We start from the raw sequence: 12,242 nt of genomic DNA on the forward strand, positions 1-12,242 counted from the left end.
TAGTGCGCATCGCGCGGTACGACCGCGATGAGATGGCTACATATTAACGCTTAAGTCGCCGCTGGATGGGGCGGCGGGCAGCAGGCGCGCAGAGCCGTCCAGCGTGCCCCGCGCCCAGGAAATCGGCGGCTGCGCCGTGGCATGGCGGACGTACTCGAGGAACTGCGTGCGCGGGATCGGGCGGGCGCCCATGCTGGCCAGATGCTGTGTCTGCTGCTGGCAATCAATGCGATCCACGCCTTGCGCCGCCAGATAGCGCACCAGATAGGCCAGGGCGATCTTCGACGCGTTGGGCGCGCGGGTGAACATGGATTCGCCGAAGAACATGCGGCCCAGGCTGATGCCGTAAAGGCCGCCAGCCAGTTCACCGTCGATCCAGGTTTCGATGCTGTGCACATAGCCGGCCCGGTGCCAGTCCGCATACGCCTGCTGCATGGCGCCGGTGATCCAGGTGCCCGGCTGCCCCGCGCGCGGGGCCGCGCATTGCGCCATGACCTCGGAAAAGGCGGTGTCTACCCGCACCTGTACGCGCGGCTGCGCGTCATGTTCCTGGCTGGCAATCTGCCGCAGTAGCTTGCGTAGTGAATGGGAGGGCGAAAAGTCCTTGATCGCCAGCACCATGCGCGGGTCGGGACTCCACCACAGCACGGGCTCGCCTTCCGAATACCAGGGAAAGATACCGTTGGAATACGCCTGGATAAGCCGGTTGGTAGACAGGTCGGCGCCGGCCGCGAGCAGGCCGTCAGGTTCCGTCAGCGCATATTCCGCGGGCGGAAACGGAGTGTCGACGGCAAGCCAGGGAAGCTTCAACGGTGCGATTCTAGGGTGTAGTGATGGGGGACGAACGTGCCTTGCTTGCGGTCGTCGAAGTAGTGACGCAACGTGGTCGCCACGGTGCGAAACGCCAGATCGTCCCAGGGAATGTCGGCCTCGTCGTACCAGCGGGCCTCGAGGCTTTCAGGGCCGGGATCCAGTTCCGGCCCCAGCGCCTGGGCCAGATAAAACACGTGTACCTGATCGATCTGCGGCAGGTCGATCATGGTGTAGAGCTCGCCCAGGTGGATGCGCGCACCCGATTCCTCAAGCGTTTCGCGAGCCGCGCCTTGGGCCGTGCTTTCGCCCAGCTCCATGAAGCCGGCCGGCAGCGTCCAGGTGTTGTAGCGCGGTTCGATGGCGCGCCGGCACAGCAGCACGCGATTCTCCCAGACGGGCACCGTGCCAACCACCAACCGTGGGTTCTGGTAGTGGATGGCGCCGCAGTGATCGCAGATGTCGCGTTCACGGTTGTCGCCTTCCGGCACCCGGCGGTTGACGGGCGTGCCGCACTGGCTGCAGAAAAGCGAACGACGGGGAGCGGGGAAGTATTCGATGGACGATTTGGCGGTCATGGGGTCGATTCTAACGGCTGCGGCGTGGACCGGCGCGCTCTGCCGGCACCGCGGTGGGGGTGCCGCCGAAGCGTTCTTCCAGGTGCTCGACGAAGGACCTCACCTTGGGCGACAGGAAGCGGCGATGCGGGTAGATGGCATACATGGAAATCGGGGTGTGCGCGTAGTCGGTCAGCAAGGCCACCAGCCGGCCCGCGCGGATATCGTCGCCGACCAGGAACTCGGGTTGCAGAATAATGCCATGGCCTGCCAGTGACGCGGTACGCAACACGTCGCCGTTGTTGGCGCGTAACGCGGCGGTAATGCGCACCAGGTGCGTGACGCCGTCTTTCTCGAAGTGCCATTCATTGCCGGTGCTGGCGTAGGCGTAGTGCAGGCATCGGTGCTGCTTCAGGTCTTCGGGCGTCTTTGGCGTGCCATGGCGCTTCAAGTAGGCGGGCGCGGCGCAAACCCGCAATTGTTGTGGCGCCAGGGGGCGCGCCACCAGGGACGAATCCTGCAGCGGTCCGATGCGCACCGCCACGTCGTATCCGTCTTCCACCAAGTCCACCACGCGGTCGTTCAGGTCCAGGTCAATGACGACGTCGGGATAGCGTTGCAGGTACTCCGCAATGGCGGGCCCCAGATGCAGAATACCGAACGATACCGGCGCGCTGATCCGAAGGCGGCCGCTGGGGCGCTGGCCCTCGGCCTGTAGCGACAGCTCCAGATCGGCCACTTCCGCCAGGATCGGGCGCACCCGCTCGTAGAACGCGCGCCCGGCGTCCGTCATGCTGAGTTTGCGCGTGGTGCGATTCAGCAGGCGCACTCCGTACTTTTGCTCCAGATAGGCAATCTGCCGCGTCACCACGGAGCGCGCCTGGCCCATTTTGTCGGCCGCCGCCGCGAAAGAGCCCAATTCAACGACCTTGGCGTAGGTCTGCATCGCGGTGTGTGTATCCAAGATTGTTTCCTGATGAGGAACAATAATTTGCAATTCTGCAGGTTTATCTTTGTTTTTGGAATCGCAAGAATAGCGCCCTTGAAAGGATCTCCCGTGTTGGGCGATTCCCCAACCGCAGAAGGAAATGCAATGATCGATACCCGTACCGCGCCCTACGCCGCGCTGCTGCTGCGCGTGGCGCTTGGCGTCATGTTCCTGGCCCACGGCCTGACCAAGCTGCTGGTGTTCACGCTGCCCGGCACCGCGCAGTTCTTCGCCAAGATCGGGTTCGCCGGCTGGCTGGCCTACCCCGTGACGTTCTTCGAAGTGGGTGCCGGCGTGCTGTTGATTTTGGGCATCGTGCCGCGCTGGGTGGCGGCGATCGCGGTGGTGCAGTTGTTCGTGGCGTCCACCGTGCATTTTGGCAATGGCTGGGGCTTCGGCAATGCCGGGGGCGGTTGGGAATATCCGATCTTCCTGACCGTTGCGGCCGCCGTGCTGGTGCTGCTGGGTGATGGCAAGTTCGCCCTGGTCAAGAGCGGGCGCGGCTGACAGCAGGCGCGCTGGCGAATATCAGCCAGCCGGATTGGGATCAAAACCAAGCTGTCGCGCCACATCCTGCCGCGTCATCGCGCGCAATGGCGCGGCAGCGTAAACGCCGGGCCATGAGACCGAGATCGCCGCGTCAGGCGAAAGATCGGCCAAGGCCTCCAGCAGCGGAGCGCCATCCTGGGTAGATAGTTTCTCCAGCACCGCGGGCAGATCGCGGTCCAGCAGCAAGCCGGCACCTGCCTGGGTAGCCGCGTACAACTGGCCCGCATCATCCAGCCACCAGCTACTTACGGTATTGACCGGCACATCCGTGTGCGTCAGCAGGCGTTCGTTGTCGTCGCTCAAGCGAAGCACGAACGGCGCACCATCCAGACGCACGAAGACCCGCTGCGGCCCGTTCTGGAAGTACCAGCGGCCCGCATCGTCGTGTTCATAGTTACGGTTGATGAAGTCCAGGATCTGGGTATTGGTAATGGATTCGCCCGCGCCGCCTTGTCCGGCCTGGCCCTGCGGATGCAGGCGCCACCGGCCGCGCCCGTCCAGCGACAGCCAGCCATATACCGCCGGCACATTGGGCCAGCGAACGAGTGCGTCCTTTACCGATTGATCCATGTTCAGGGCCTGATGATGATGGAAGGCGGCGTGATGACAATGGCGGGCGCGGCCATCGGCACGACGACCTGGGGCTGCGCATAGTACCCCTGCCGGTAATCATCGCGGCATTTGCGCTTTTCCTGGTATTCGCCGTTGCGTTTCCATTTGCGTTCAACCTTGCACGCGCCATCCCAGTATTTTTCCTTGTACTCGCGTCCATGGCGATGGTGGTGGCGGTCGTTGTCGGCCTCGGCCGCAATCGGCGCAAGCGACAGCAGTGCCGCGGTCGACAAGGCAAGCATGGGCGAACAGGCGCGTGAATTCAGAATGCGGTGCATGGCGTCGATGGCAGTGGAAAACGGCGTCACCTTAGCAATCATTCGATTGTCAGCGCGTAGGGATGCGTAACGAGTTGCGAGAGCCCGGGCGCGGGGCGAGCAATTTTCGCTGGACGAAAATTTGTTGCGACGCAACTTTACCGGGTTCGCGGGCGTGCCTATCTTGGTGGCCATACTTAGCCAACGGGCCTTGCCGCTGCCATGCCATCCCAGGAAACGAGCCTAGTCTCCGCTACGAAAAAGGTCTGCCGCGTACTGGCCAGCCTGTCCAGCCGCCGCGTCCAGCGCTTGACCGATATTGCGCAGGCGGCGCAACTGGATGTCTCCACGGCCCTGCGCATCCTGAAGGACCTGGAAGCCGAGGGTTTCGTGGAGCGAGACCCGGTCAGCAAGCACTACATGCTGGGGCCGCAGATCTACGCCATGCACCATGCCATGGTTGACGGCCTGGATCTGCGCGGCTTGTCGCGCGCCGCGCTGATACGTCTTGCCCGCAAGTTCGGCGACACCGTCATCCTGTCCATGCCGACCGGCTGGGAATCCGTCTGCCTGGATCTGTGCTTCGGCGATTACCCGATACGCGCCAACTACCTGGATGTGGGCAGCCGCCGTCCGCTGGGCGTCGGCGCGGGCAGCCTGGCATTGTTGGCTGCCTTGGACGAGAGCGAGGCGCGCGCCGTGCTGCCGCCCGTGCATCAATGGCTGCGCAACCGCTACCCGAACTACCCGGCCCAAGTGATGGATCAGATGACGGCCCGCGCCCGCAAGCTCGGCCATTCGATGCTGCTGGACGTGGTGGTGGACAAGATGGGGGGCCTGGGCGTGGCCGTGCGCGGCCCCAGCGGGCGCGCCATTGCCGCGCTCAGCGTGGCGGCGCTTAGCGACCGCATCCAATCGCGCGAAGCGGAATTGGCCCAGGCGCTTACTGCCGAGGCGCGCGCCATCGAACGTGCGTGGATGCCTCATGCTTGATCGCCGCCACGCCTACTTGCTTGCCGCCGTCACCACGCGCTTCGGCCGCCATGAAGGGCGTTCGGCCCTGGACCTGATGGCCGAGGCCGCCAATGGCGCGCTGGCGCAAGCCGGCGTGCGGCGCGCCGATATCGACGGCGTGCTGTGCGGCTATGCCACCACCTACCCGCATTTGATGCTGGCCACGCTGCTCAGCGAAAAACTGGGCCTGGAGCCCCACTACGCCCATGGCATGCAGATGGGTGGCGCGACCGGCGCGGCCATGGTCATGCTGGCCCGCGAGCTGGTGCGCTCTGGCCGCTGCCGCCGCCTGTTGGTGGTGGCCGGCGAGAACCGGTTGACGGGGCAAGCGGTCGACGCGTCGATCCAGACCTTGGCGCAGGTCGGTGAAGCCGACACGGAGGTGCCCAACGGCGCCTCGGTGCCCGCCTACTACGCCCTGCTGGCGTCCCGCTACATGCATCAAACCGGCACCCGCCGCCAAGACCTGGCCGAGCTTGCCGTGCTGATGCGGCGCCACGCCACCGGCCACGCCTGTTCGCACCTGGTAGAGCCCATCAGCGTGGAACAGGTGATGGCGTCGCGTCCCATCGCCACGCCGCTGCATCTGCTGGACTGCTGCCCGATCTCGGACGGTGCGGTGGCCCTGGTCGTCAGCGCCGACGGCGGGCCGGTACGCGTCAGCGGCGCGGGGCAGGCGCATCGGCACCAGCACCTGTCGGCGCTGCGCGACATCCTGGACACCGGCGCCGCGCGCGCCTGGCGGCACGCGCGCATCGATGCCGGCATCGAGCCCGGCCAGGTCGATTACCTGGGCATCTACGATTCCTTCACCATCACGCTGGCCATGCTGCTTGAAGAGTTGGGCTACGCGCCGCGCGGTCGGGCCGCGCAACGGGTGCGGCGCGGCGATTTCGACGCCGCTGGCCCGCTGCCGCTCAATACGCATGGCGGACTGCTGTCCTTCGGGCATTCCGGCGTGGCCGGCGGCATGGCGCATGTTGCCGAGGCCTGGACCCAACTGGCGGGTCATGGTGGGCCGCGTCAGGCGGGCAGGCGGCGCTGTGCGTTGGTGCATGCCGATGGCGGGGTGCTATCGGCCCACGTCAGCCTGGTGCTGCAAGCGGAGGACGCCTGATGAGCGCGCACGACCCGTTGGAATTGCAGCGCTGCGAAGATTGCGGCGCCTGGTGGGCCTTGCGCCCCTATGCCTGCGCGGCCTGCGGTGGCACGTCCTTGCAGTGGCGCCACAGCGGCGGGTTGGGCGTGGTGCTGGCGCGCACCGACGTGCATCGCGCGCCCGACGAATTCTGGCGTCGGCATGTGCCCTACACGCTGGTTCTGGTGCGCCTTGAAGAAGGCGCGGTACTGATGGGCCATGCTGACACCAGCGTGGCCATAGGCCAGGAAGTCGTGGGCCGCGCGATGAGCATCGACGGCCGCGCATTGCTGGGTTTCGAGGCGCGCCGGCCGCCTTGATGCGCCGCCGGCATTTCCACACTTCGTAGAACAACACATCCGCAAGGAGGAGACAACATGCGCGCAATCGCAGCATGGCGCACGGCCCTGGCCGTGATTTCCCTGGCGGCGGCCACCGCCGCGACCGCTCAGGACTGGCCAGACAAGTCCATCACCCTCGTCGTTCCCTACCCTCCGGGAGGCCCCACCGACATCGTGGCCCGCGTCGTGGCGCAGGGCCTGGGCGATGAGCTCAAGCAAACCATCATCGTCGACAACCGTTCCGGCGCCGGCGGCAACATCGGCGCCGACATGGTCGCCAAAAGTACGCCCGACGGCTACACGCTGCTGATGGCGACGACCGCCCACGCCATCAATATGTCGCTGTTCAAGAACTTGAACTACGACACGCGCAAGAGCTTCGCGCCGCTGTCGTTGTTGACGCAAGGGCCGTTGGTGATCGTCGCCCGGCCGGACTTGCCCGCCTCCAATGTGCGCGAGCTGATTGCGCTGGCCAAGGCCACGCCCGACAAGCTCAGCTTCGCCTCGTCCGGCAACGGTCAGTCCACCCACCTGGCGGCCGAACTGTTCGACGCCATGGCCGGCGTGCGCATGGTGCATGTGCCGTACCGGGGCAGCGCGCCCGCGCTGACCGATGTCATGGGCGGACAGGCCGACGTCATGTTCGACACGATGCTGTCGTCGATGCCCTATGTGAAGGGCGGCAAGCTGAAGGCGCTGGCCATTACGGGGGCAAAGCGCTCGGCTGCCGCGCCGGATGTCCCGACGGTGGCCGAGGCCGGGCTGCCGGGTTATGAAGCCACCGCCTGGAATGGCCTGCTGGCGCCCGCCGGCACGCCCGACGCGGTGGTGCAGCGGCTTAGCGCCTCGTTGCACAAGGTGTTGGAACGTCCCGATATCAAGCAAAAGTTTGCGGCGCAGGGCTTCGCTTCCGCCTGGATGACGCCCGCCGACACGGCCCGCTTCCTGGACGCCGAGATCGGCAAATGGGCAAGCGTCGTCAAGACTTCCGGGGCGACGGTCAACTGACCGCCCGGCCACGCACCTATCCAGCTAGGGGAGTTCCATGGCTTCTGTACCTACCGGTGATGCAGGCCTTGCACGGCTGCTTGACCCGGCCTCTATCGCCATCGTTGGCGCGTCCGACAACCCGGACAAGATCGGCGGCCGACCCATTCACTACATGCGGCGCCACGGCTATGGGGGCACGCTGTACCCTATCAATCCGCAACGCGCCGAGGTCCAGGGCGAACGCGCCTGGCCCAGCCTGGCCGCCTTGCCCGTCGCGCCGGATCTGGCGATCGTGGCGGTGGCGGGAGAACAGGCCGTGCAGGCCGTGGACCAATGCGCGGAATTGGGCGTGGCCGCCGCCATCGTCATCTCGGCGGGCTTTTCGGAAACCGGGCCGGCGGGCCGCGCGCTGCAGGACGCGATGACGGCACGGGCGCGCGCGGCCGGCCTGCGCATCGTCGGGCCGAATTCACAAGGCCTGGCCAATTTCGGCAATGGCGCCATCGCCAGCTTCTCGACCATGTTCCTGGAAGTGGAGCCGCGCGACGGGCCGGTAGCGGTCATCAGCCAAAGCGGCGGCATGTGCGCCATGGTGTATGGGCTGCTGCGCCAGCGCGGCATCGGCGTGCGGCATGTGCATGCCACCGGCAACGAGGCCGACGTCTCGGTCTCGGAACTGGCCTGCGCGACGCTGCGCGACCCGGAAGTGGGCATCGTGCTGCTGTACCTGGAGTCGCTGCGCGAGGCCGGGCCGCTGGCCCAGGCCGCCGCCATGGCGCGGGCGCGCGGCGTGCCGTTGATGGTGGTCAAGGCAGGGCGGTCCGAGGCGGGCGCCCGCGCCGCCGCCTCGCATACCGGCGCCCTGGCCAACGAAGACCGGGCCGTTGATGCGTTTCTTGAGCATCACGGCATCTTGCGGGCGCGCGATCCGCAAGAGCTTGTGCGCTACGCCGAACTGGCCCTGCGCAGCCCGCTGCCGCAGGGGCCCCGGGTGGTAGTGGTCAGCAACTCAGGCGCCAGTTGCGTGCTGGCCTCGGATGCCGCCGCGGACCGGGGGCTGGACATCGCCCCCTTGAGCATTGCCACCCAGCAGGCGCTGGCCGAACGCCTGCCCGGCTTTGCCACCACCGTCAACCCCGTGGACATCACCGCGGCACTGCTGTCGAACAACGGCCTGTTTGGCCAGGTGCTGCCGGTGATAGGCGCCGACCCGGCCGCCGACATGTTCCTGTTGGACATCCCGGTGGCCGGTCGTGGCTACGACGTGGATTCGTTCGCGGTTGATGCCGCGGACTTTGCCCAGGCCGCTTCCAAGCCGGTCACCGTGGTCGCCTGGCAGGAGAACGTTGCCCAGGTTTTCCGTGCGCGGGGCCTGCCGGTGTACGCCGACGAAATGCAGGCCATGGATGCCATGGCGGCGCTGTTCCGTCTGCGCCAGCTGCGCGAACGCGGCGACGCCGCAGCGCCCGCCGCGCCGCAAGGCCAGATTGCGAGCGACCCGGCGCCCGGCGTAGCTGGCGGCTTTCTGTCCGAGGCCGAGAGCCTGGCATTGCTGGCCCAGGCCGGGCTGGCCGTTATCGAGCATGCCGTCTGTGGCAACGCCGATGAGGCGGTGGCGGCATGGCGGCGCATGGGCGCGCCGGTGGCCTTGAAGGCGTGCTCGAAGAAATTGCCGCACAAATCGGAACATGGCTTGGTGGCGCTGGGCCTGAATGATGAAGCGGCGCTGCGGACAGCGCTGTCGCAACAGGCGCAAACCCTGGCCAGCCTGGGCGTGCGCGACGGCGTCTGGCTGGTGGCGCGAATGCAGCGTGGCCTGCACGAATGCGCGCTGGGCGCGCGGATGGATCCGGTGCTGGGGCCCGTCGTCATGATCGGCAGTGGTGGCAAGTATGTTGAAGCGCTGCAGGACGTGGCGGTGCTGATGCCGCCGTTCGATGCCGATCAGGTCATCGACAAGTTGCGCGGCTTGCGCATCGGCACGCTGTTGCAGGGTGTGCGTGGCGATCCGCCCGGGGATATTCCGGCCTTGGCGGCGCAGGCCGTGGCGCTAGGCCGCTACGTGCTGTCCGCCGGGTCTCGGCTGGCGTCGATCGATATCAACCCCGTGCTGGTCGGCGCCATGGGGCAGGGGGCGGTGGCGCTGGATGCGCTTGTCGAAGTCAATGGAAGTGGCTTGCCGGCGCCAGGCCTTGCGGCCTGACTGCGACATGTCCAAAGCCCGAACCAAGGAGACCCTATGCACAAATTTGTCCTTCTGGTCGCAGCGGCGCTAGCCCTGCCGGCCACCCCCGACGCGCATGCCCAGGCCGGCAGCGATTGGCCCACGCGACCCATCACGCTGGTGGTGCCTTTTCCGCCTGGCGGTACCACCGACCTGCTGGCGCGGCTAATCGCGCGCGAGGCAAGCGCAGGCCTGGGGCAGAGCATCGTGGTGGAAAACCGGCCGGGCGCCGGCGGCGGCATCGGCGCGGCCGCGGTGGCGCGGGCCAAGCCCGATGGCTACACGCTGTTGATGGGCACGGTCGGCACGCAGGCCAGCAACCAGTTCCTGTACGCCCAGCTTCCTTACGACGCCGCACGCGATTTTGCGCCGGTCACCTTGCTGGCCAACTCGCCCAACGTGCTGCTGGTGAATCCCAAGGTTGGCGTGAACAGCGTGGCGCAACTGCTTGAGCAGGCGCGCCGCAACCCCGGCAGCCTGAACTTTGCGTCCACCAGCCTGGGCGGATCGCCCCATCTGTCGGGGGAACTCTTCAACAGCATGGCGCACGTGGATATCCGCCATGTGCCGTACAAGGGTTCGGCCCCCGCCATGACCGACTTGATCGGGGGCCAGGTGCAACTGATGTACGACAACTTGCCCTCGGCCATGGGCCAGATCAAGTCGGGCGCCGTGAAGGCCTTGGCCGTGACCACGGCGGCGCGCGTGCCGATGCTGCCGGACGTGCCCACCGTGGCGGAATCCGGGCTGCCCGGCTACGAGGTGAATGCCTGGTTCGGCCTGCTGGCGCCGGCGGGCACGCCAGCGCCGATCATCAAGCGCCTGCAAACGGTCGTGGCCGACGCGATGCAGGACAAATCGCTGCGCGGGCAGGTCGAGGCGTTGGGCGCGATTCCCGTCGCCAATACGCCGCAAGACTACGCCGCCATCATCCGCGCCGACACCGACAAATGGCGCACGGTCATACGCCAGGCCGGCATCCACGCGCAGTAGGCCGCGCAAACAGGAGGAAGACATGAAGAACAACGCGACAACGCTGCGCATCGGCTCGGGCGCCGGTTGGTGGGGCGACCGCATCGACCCGGCGCGCTGGAACGCCGAGCGTGGCGAGCTGGATTTCCTGTGCTTCGAGACCATGGCCGAAGCGACGGTCTCGGCCGCCCAGGTGCGCAAGCGCCGCGACCCCGCGTTTCCTGGTTATGACACCTGGCTGGACGACCGCATGCGTGCCGTGCTGCCGCACTGCATGAAGCGTGGCACACGTATCGTGTCCAACCAGGGGTGGATCAACCCGCGTGGCGCGGCGCAACGTATCGCCGAGCTGTGCGCCGAGGCGGGTTGGACGCACGCGCGCGTCGCGGCGGTCAGCGCCACCGACCTTAGCGCCAGCATCGCCGCGAGCGGCGCCACGATCATGGAAAGCGGCGCACCCGTGGCCTCGATCGCCGACAGCCTGATTTCGGCGGAGCCCTACGCGGGCGCCGCCGCCATTGTCCAGGCCCTGGACCAGGGCGCCGACATCGTCGTCACCGGCCGGGTGGCGGATCCGTCGCTGTTCCTGGCGCCGATGATGCATCACTTTGGATGGCGTGATGACGACTGGAGCCGGTTGGGGCAGGGCAGCGGCATCGGTCATCTGCTGGAGTGCGGCGCGCAGGTCACCGGCGGCTACTTCAGCGACCCCGGCTACAAAGACGTGCCGCAGCCGTGGAACCTGGCCTTTCCCTATGCGGATGTAGAGGCCGACGGCACCGCCGTTATCGGCAAGGTCGACGGTACCGGCGGCTGCATCGACCTGCGCACGGTGAAAGAACAGATGTTCTACGAAGTCCACGACCCGGCGCGCTACATCACGCCGGACGTGGTGGTGGATTTCACCGGCGCAAACCTGGTGCAAACCGGCCCGGACCGCGTACGGGTGAGTGGCATCGCGGGGCATCCGCGCACGTCGACGCTCAAGGTGTCGCTGGGGTGTGCCGAGGGCTATATTGGCGAAGACATGTTCTTTTTTGCCGGACCGGGCTGTCTGGACAAGGCGCGCCTGGCGGAAACCATCCTGCGCGAACGCCTGCGCATCGTGGGCCTGCGTGCCGATGCACTGCGCATCGACTTCATCGGCGTCAACGCGGTGCATGGCGCCGCGTCATCGCCCACCGCGTGCGAACCGGCCGAAGTGGCGGTCCGCATTGCCGCTCGCAGCGCCTCGCGGGCGGACGCCGAGAAGATCGGGCGCGAGGTCGACGGCATGGCGGTTTGCGGATTGGCCTCCACCGGCAAGCGCGTGCCGCACCAGGACCGGGTCCGCGAGGTCATCGGCCTGTGGTCCGCGCTGACACCGCGTGAAGCCGTGCAATGCACCATCGATTTCGTTTGAAGGAGCCGACATGCGGGTCACCTTACGTCAAATTGCGCACACACGTTCCGGCGACAAGGGCAACACCTCGAACATTGCGGTGATTGCCTACGAGCCGGATTTCTATCCCCACATCAAGCGGGCGCTCAGCGCGCAGGCGCTGCGTGCCATCTACAACGAGCAAGCGGTGCTGGGCCCGATCACGCGCTACGAGGTCGATGGCCTGGGCGTGCTGAATTTCGTGCTGGAAGGCGCGCTGGGGGGCGGGGTCTCGCGCAGCCTGGCGCTCGATAACTACGGCAAGTCCCTGGCCAGCGCCGTGCTGCGTTTTGAGCTGGACGTGCCGGACGCTTTGTTGCCGCTGTTGCGCGGGCCGGGTAAAGGCCACGGCCACGGCACCAAGGCCGCC

Annotated in this window: 13 protein-coding genes and 1 pseudogene; 9 read left to right on the top strand and 5 right to left on the bottom strand. The window is 66.9% G+C overall.

Annotation, left to right across the window (positions count from 1 at the left end; translation table 11 throughout):
* Positions 1 to 36 precede the first annotated feature (36 nt).
* The 3 genes from aat to P8T11_RS24845 are packed head-to-tail and all read right to left on the bottom strand — an operon-like array spanning position 37 to position 2,331.
* Complete coding sequence (gene aat / locus P8T11_RS24835) at positions 37 to 810, bottom strand: leucyl/phenylalanyl-tRNA--protein transferase (protein ID WP_268079568.1); 774 nt, start codon at positions 808 to 810, stop codon at positions 37 to 39.
* The gene (locus P8T11_RS24840; RefSeq protein ID WP_268079567.1) at positions 807 to 1,388 is read right to left on the bottom strand and encodes an NUDIX hydrolase; all 582 of its coding nucleotides are present in this window, start codon (positions 1,386 to 1,388) and stop codon (positions 807 to 809) included. The genes aat and P8T11_RS24840 overlap by 4 nt, the downstream gene beginning before the upstream one ends.
* Positions 1,389 to 1,398: 10 nt before the next feature.
* Positions 1,399 to 2,331: a LysR family transcriptional regulator gene (locus P8T11_RS24845; RefSeq protein WP_268079566.1), complete on the bottom strand. Its 933-nt coding sequence runs from the start codon at positions 2,329 to 2,331 to the stop codon at positions 1,399 to 1,401.
* Between the two features lie 129 nt (positions 2,332 to 2,460).
* Here P8T11_RS24845 and P8T11_RS24850 point away from each other — a divergent pair, with 129 nt between their 5' ends.
* Complete coding sequence (locus P8T11_RS24850; protein WP_050447291.1) at positions 2,461 to 2,862, top strand: DoxX family protein; 402 nt, start codon at positions 2,461 to 2,463, stop codon at positions 2,860 to 2,862.
* A 21-nt stretch (positions 2,863 to 2,883) separates the two neighbouring features.
* Here P8T11_RS24850 and P8T11_RS24855 read toward each other — a convergent pair whose 3' ends face one another.
* Positions 2,884 to 3,474: a DUF2946 family protein gene (locus tag P8T11_RS24855; protein WP_268079565.1), complete on the bottom strand. Its 591-nt coding sequence runs from the start codon at positions 3,472 to 3,474 to the stop codon at positions 2,884 to 2,886.
* A gap of 2 nt (positions 3,475 to 3,476) precedes the next feature.
* Positions 3,477 to 3,836 carry a hypothetical protein gene (locus P8T11_RS24860; RefSeq protein WP_418910273.1) on the bottom strand — a complete coding sequence of 120 codons (360 nt, stop codon included), beginning with the start codon at positions 3,834 to 3,836 and terminating at the stop codon, positions 3,477 to 3,479.
* A 159-nt stretch (positions 3,837 to 3,995) separates the two neighbouring features.
* Between P8T11_RS24860 and P8T11_RS24865 the strand changes: the two genes are divergently transcribed.
* From P8T11_RS24865 to P8T11_RS24900, 8 genes and pseudogenes are all read left to right on the top strand, one after another.
* Positions 3,996 to 4,766 carry an IclR family transcriptional regulator gene (locus tag P8T11_RS24865; RefSeq protein ID WP_268079564.1) on the top strand — a complete coding sequence of 257 codons (771 nt, stop codon included), beginning with the start codon at positions 3,996 to 3,998 and terminating at the stop codon, positions 4,764 to 4,766.
* Positions 4,759 to 5,904, top strand: a complete 1,146-nt coding sequence (locus P8T11_RS24870) for a thiolase family protein (protein ID WP_268079563.1) — start codon at positions 4,759 to 4,761, stop codon at positions 5,902 to 5,904. The genes P8T11_RS24865 and P8T11_RS24870 overlap by 8 nt, the downstream gene beginning before the upstream one ends.
* Positions 5,904 to 6,245: a Zn-ribbon domain-containing OB-fold protein gene (locus P8T11_RS24875; RefSeq protein WP_268079562.1), complete on the top strand. Its 342-nt coding sequence runs from the start codon at positions 5,904 to 5,906 to the stop codon at positions 6,243 to 6,245. Before P8T11_RS24870 ends, P8T11_RS24875 begins: the two co-directional genes overlap by 1 nt.
* 57 nt (positions 6,246 to 6,302) lie before the next feature.
* Entirely contained in the window at positions 6,303 to 7,274 is a 972-nt protein-coding gene (locus tag P8T11_RS24880) for a tripartite tricarboxylate transporter substrate binding protein (protein WP_268079561.1), read from the top strand.
* 37 nt (positions 7,275 to 7,311) lie between these two features.
* Positions 7,312 to 9,459 carry an acetate--CoA ligase family protein gene (locus P8T11_RS24885; protein WP_268079560.1) on the top strand — a complete coding sequence of 716 codons (2,148 nt, stop codon included), beginning with the start codon at positions 7,312 to 7,314 and terminating at the stop codon, positions 9,457 to 9,459.
* Between the two features lie 36 nt (positions 9,460 to 9,495).
* Complete coding sequence (locus P8T11_RS24890) at positions 9,496 to 10,473, top strand: Bug family tripartite tricarboxylate transporter substrate binding protein (RefSeq protein ID WP_268079559.1); 978 nt, start codon at positions 9,496 to 9,498, stop codon at positions 10,471 to 10,473.
* Between the two features lie 22 nt (positions 10,474 to 10,495).
* Positions 10,496 to 11,854, top strand: a complete 1,359-nt coding sequence (locus P8T11_RS24895; protein ID WP_268079558.1) for an acyclic terpene utilization AtuA family protein — start codon at positions 10,496 to 10,498, stop codon at positions 11,852 to 11,854.
* Between the two features lie 10 nt (positions 11,855 to 11,864).
* Positions 11,865 to 12,212 (top strand): annotated as a pseudogene (locus P8T11_RS24900) (AtuA-related protein); the annotation flags it as partial.
* Positions 12,213 to 12,242 lie beyond the last annotated feature (30 nt).

Origin of the sequence: Achromobacter spanius (assembly GCF_029637605.1) — a bacterium.
In the GTDB taxonomy this organism is placed as follows: Bacteria; Pseudomonadota; Gammaproteobacteria; order Burkholderiales; family Burkholderiaceae_B; genus Achromobacter; species Achromobacter spanius_E.

Bases quoted from the DNA above. Each gene is read 5' to 3' on its own strand.
- P8T11_RS24840 (WP_268079567.1), bottom strand. From the start codon at position 1,388: ATGACCGCCAAATCGTCCATCGAATACTTCCCCGCTCCCCGTCGTTCG.
- P8T11_RS24850 (WP_050447291.1), top strand. From the start codon at position 2,461: ATGATCGATACCCGTACCGCGCCCTACGCCGCGCTGCTGCTGCGCGTG.
- P8T11_RS24855 (WP_268079565.1), bottom strand. From the start codon at position 3,474: ATGGATCAATCGGTAAAGGACGCACTCGTTCGCTGGCCCAATGTGCCG.
- P8T11_RS24860 (WP_418910273.1), bottom strand. From the start codon at position 3,836: ATGATTGCTAAGGTGACGCCGTTTTCCACTGCCATCGACGCCATGCAC.
- P8T11_RS24865 (WP_268079564.1), top strand. From the start codon at position 3,996: ATGCCATCCCAGGAAACGAGCCTAGTCTCCGCTACGAAAAAGGTCTGC.
- P8T11_RS24870 (WP_268079563.1), top strand. From the start codon at position 4,759: ATGCTTGATCGCCGCCACGCCTACTTGCTTGCCGCCGTCACCACGCGC.
- P8T11_RS24875 (WP_268079562.1), top strand. From the start codon at position 5,904: ATGAGCGCGCACGACCCGTTGGAATTGCAGCGCTGCGAAGATTGCGGC.
- P8T11_RS24880 (WP_268079561.1), top strand. From the start codon at position 6,303: ATGCGCGCAATCGCAGCATGGCGCACGGCCCTGGCCGTGATTTCCCTG.
- P8T11_RS24885 (WP_268079560.1), top strand. From the start codon at position 7,312: ATGGCTTCTGTACCTACCGGTGATGCAGGCCTTGCACGGCTGCTTGAC.
- P8T11_RS24890 (WP_268079559.1), top strand. From the start codon at position 9,496: ATGCACAAATTTGTCCTTCTGGTCGCAGCGGCGCTAGCCCTGCCGGCC.
- P8T11_RS24895 (WP_268079558.1), top strand. From the start codon at position 10,496: ATGAAGAACAACGCGACAACGCTGCGCATCGGCTCGGGCGCCGGTTGG.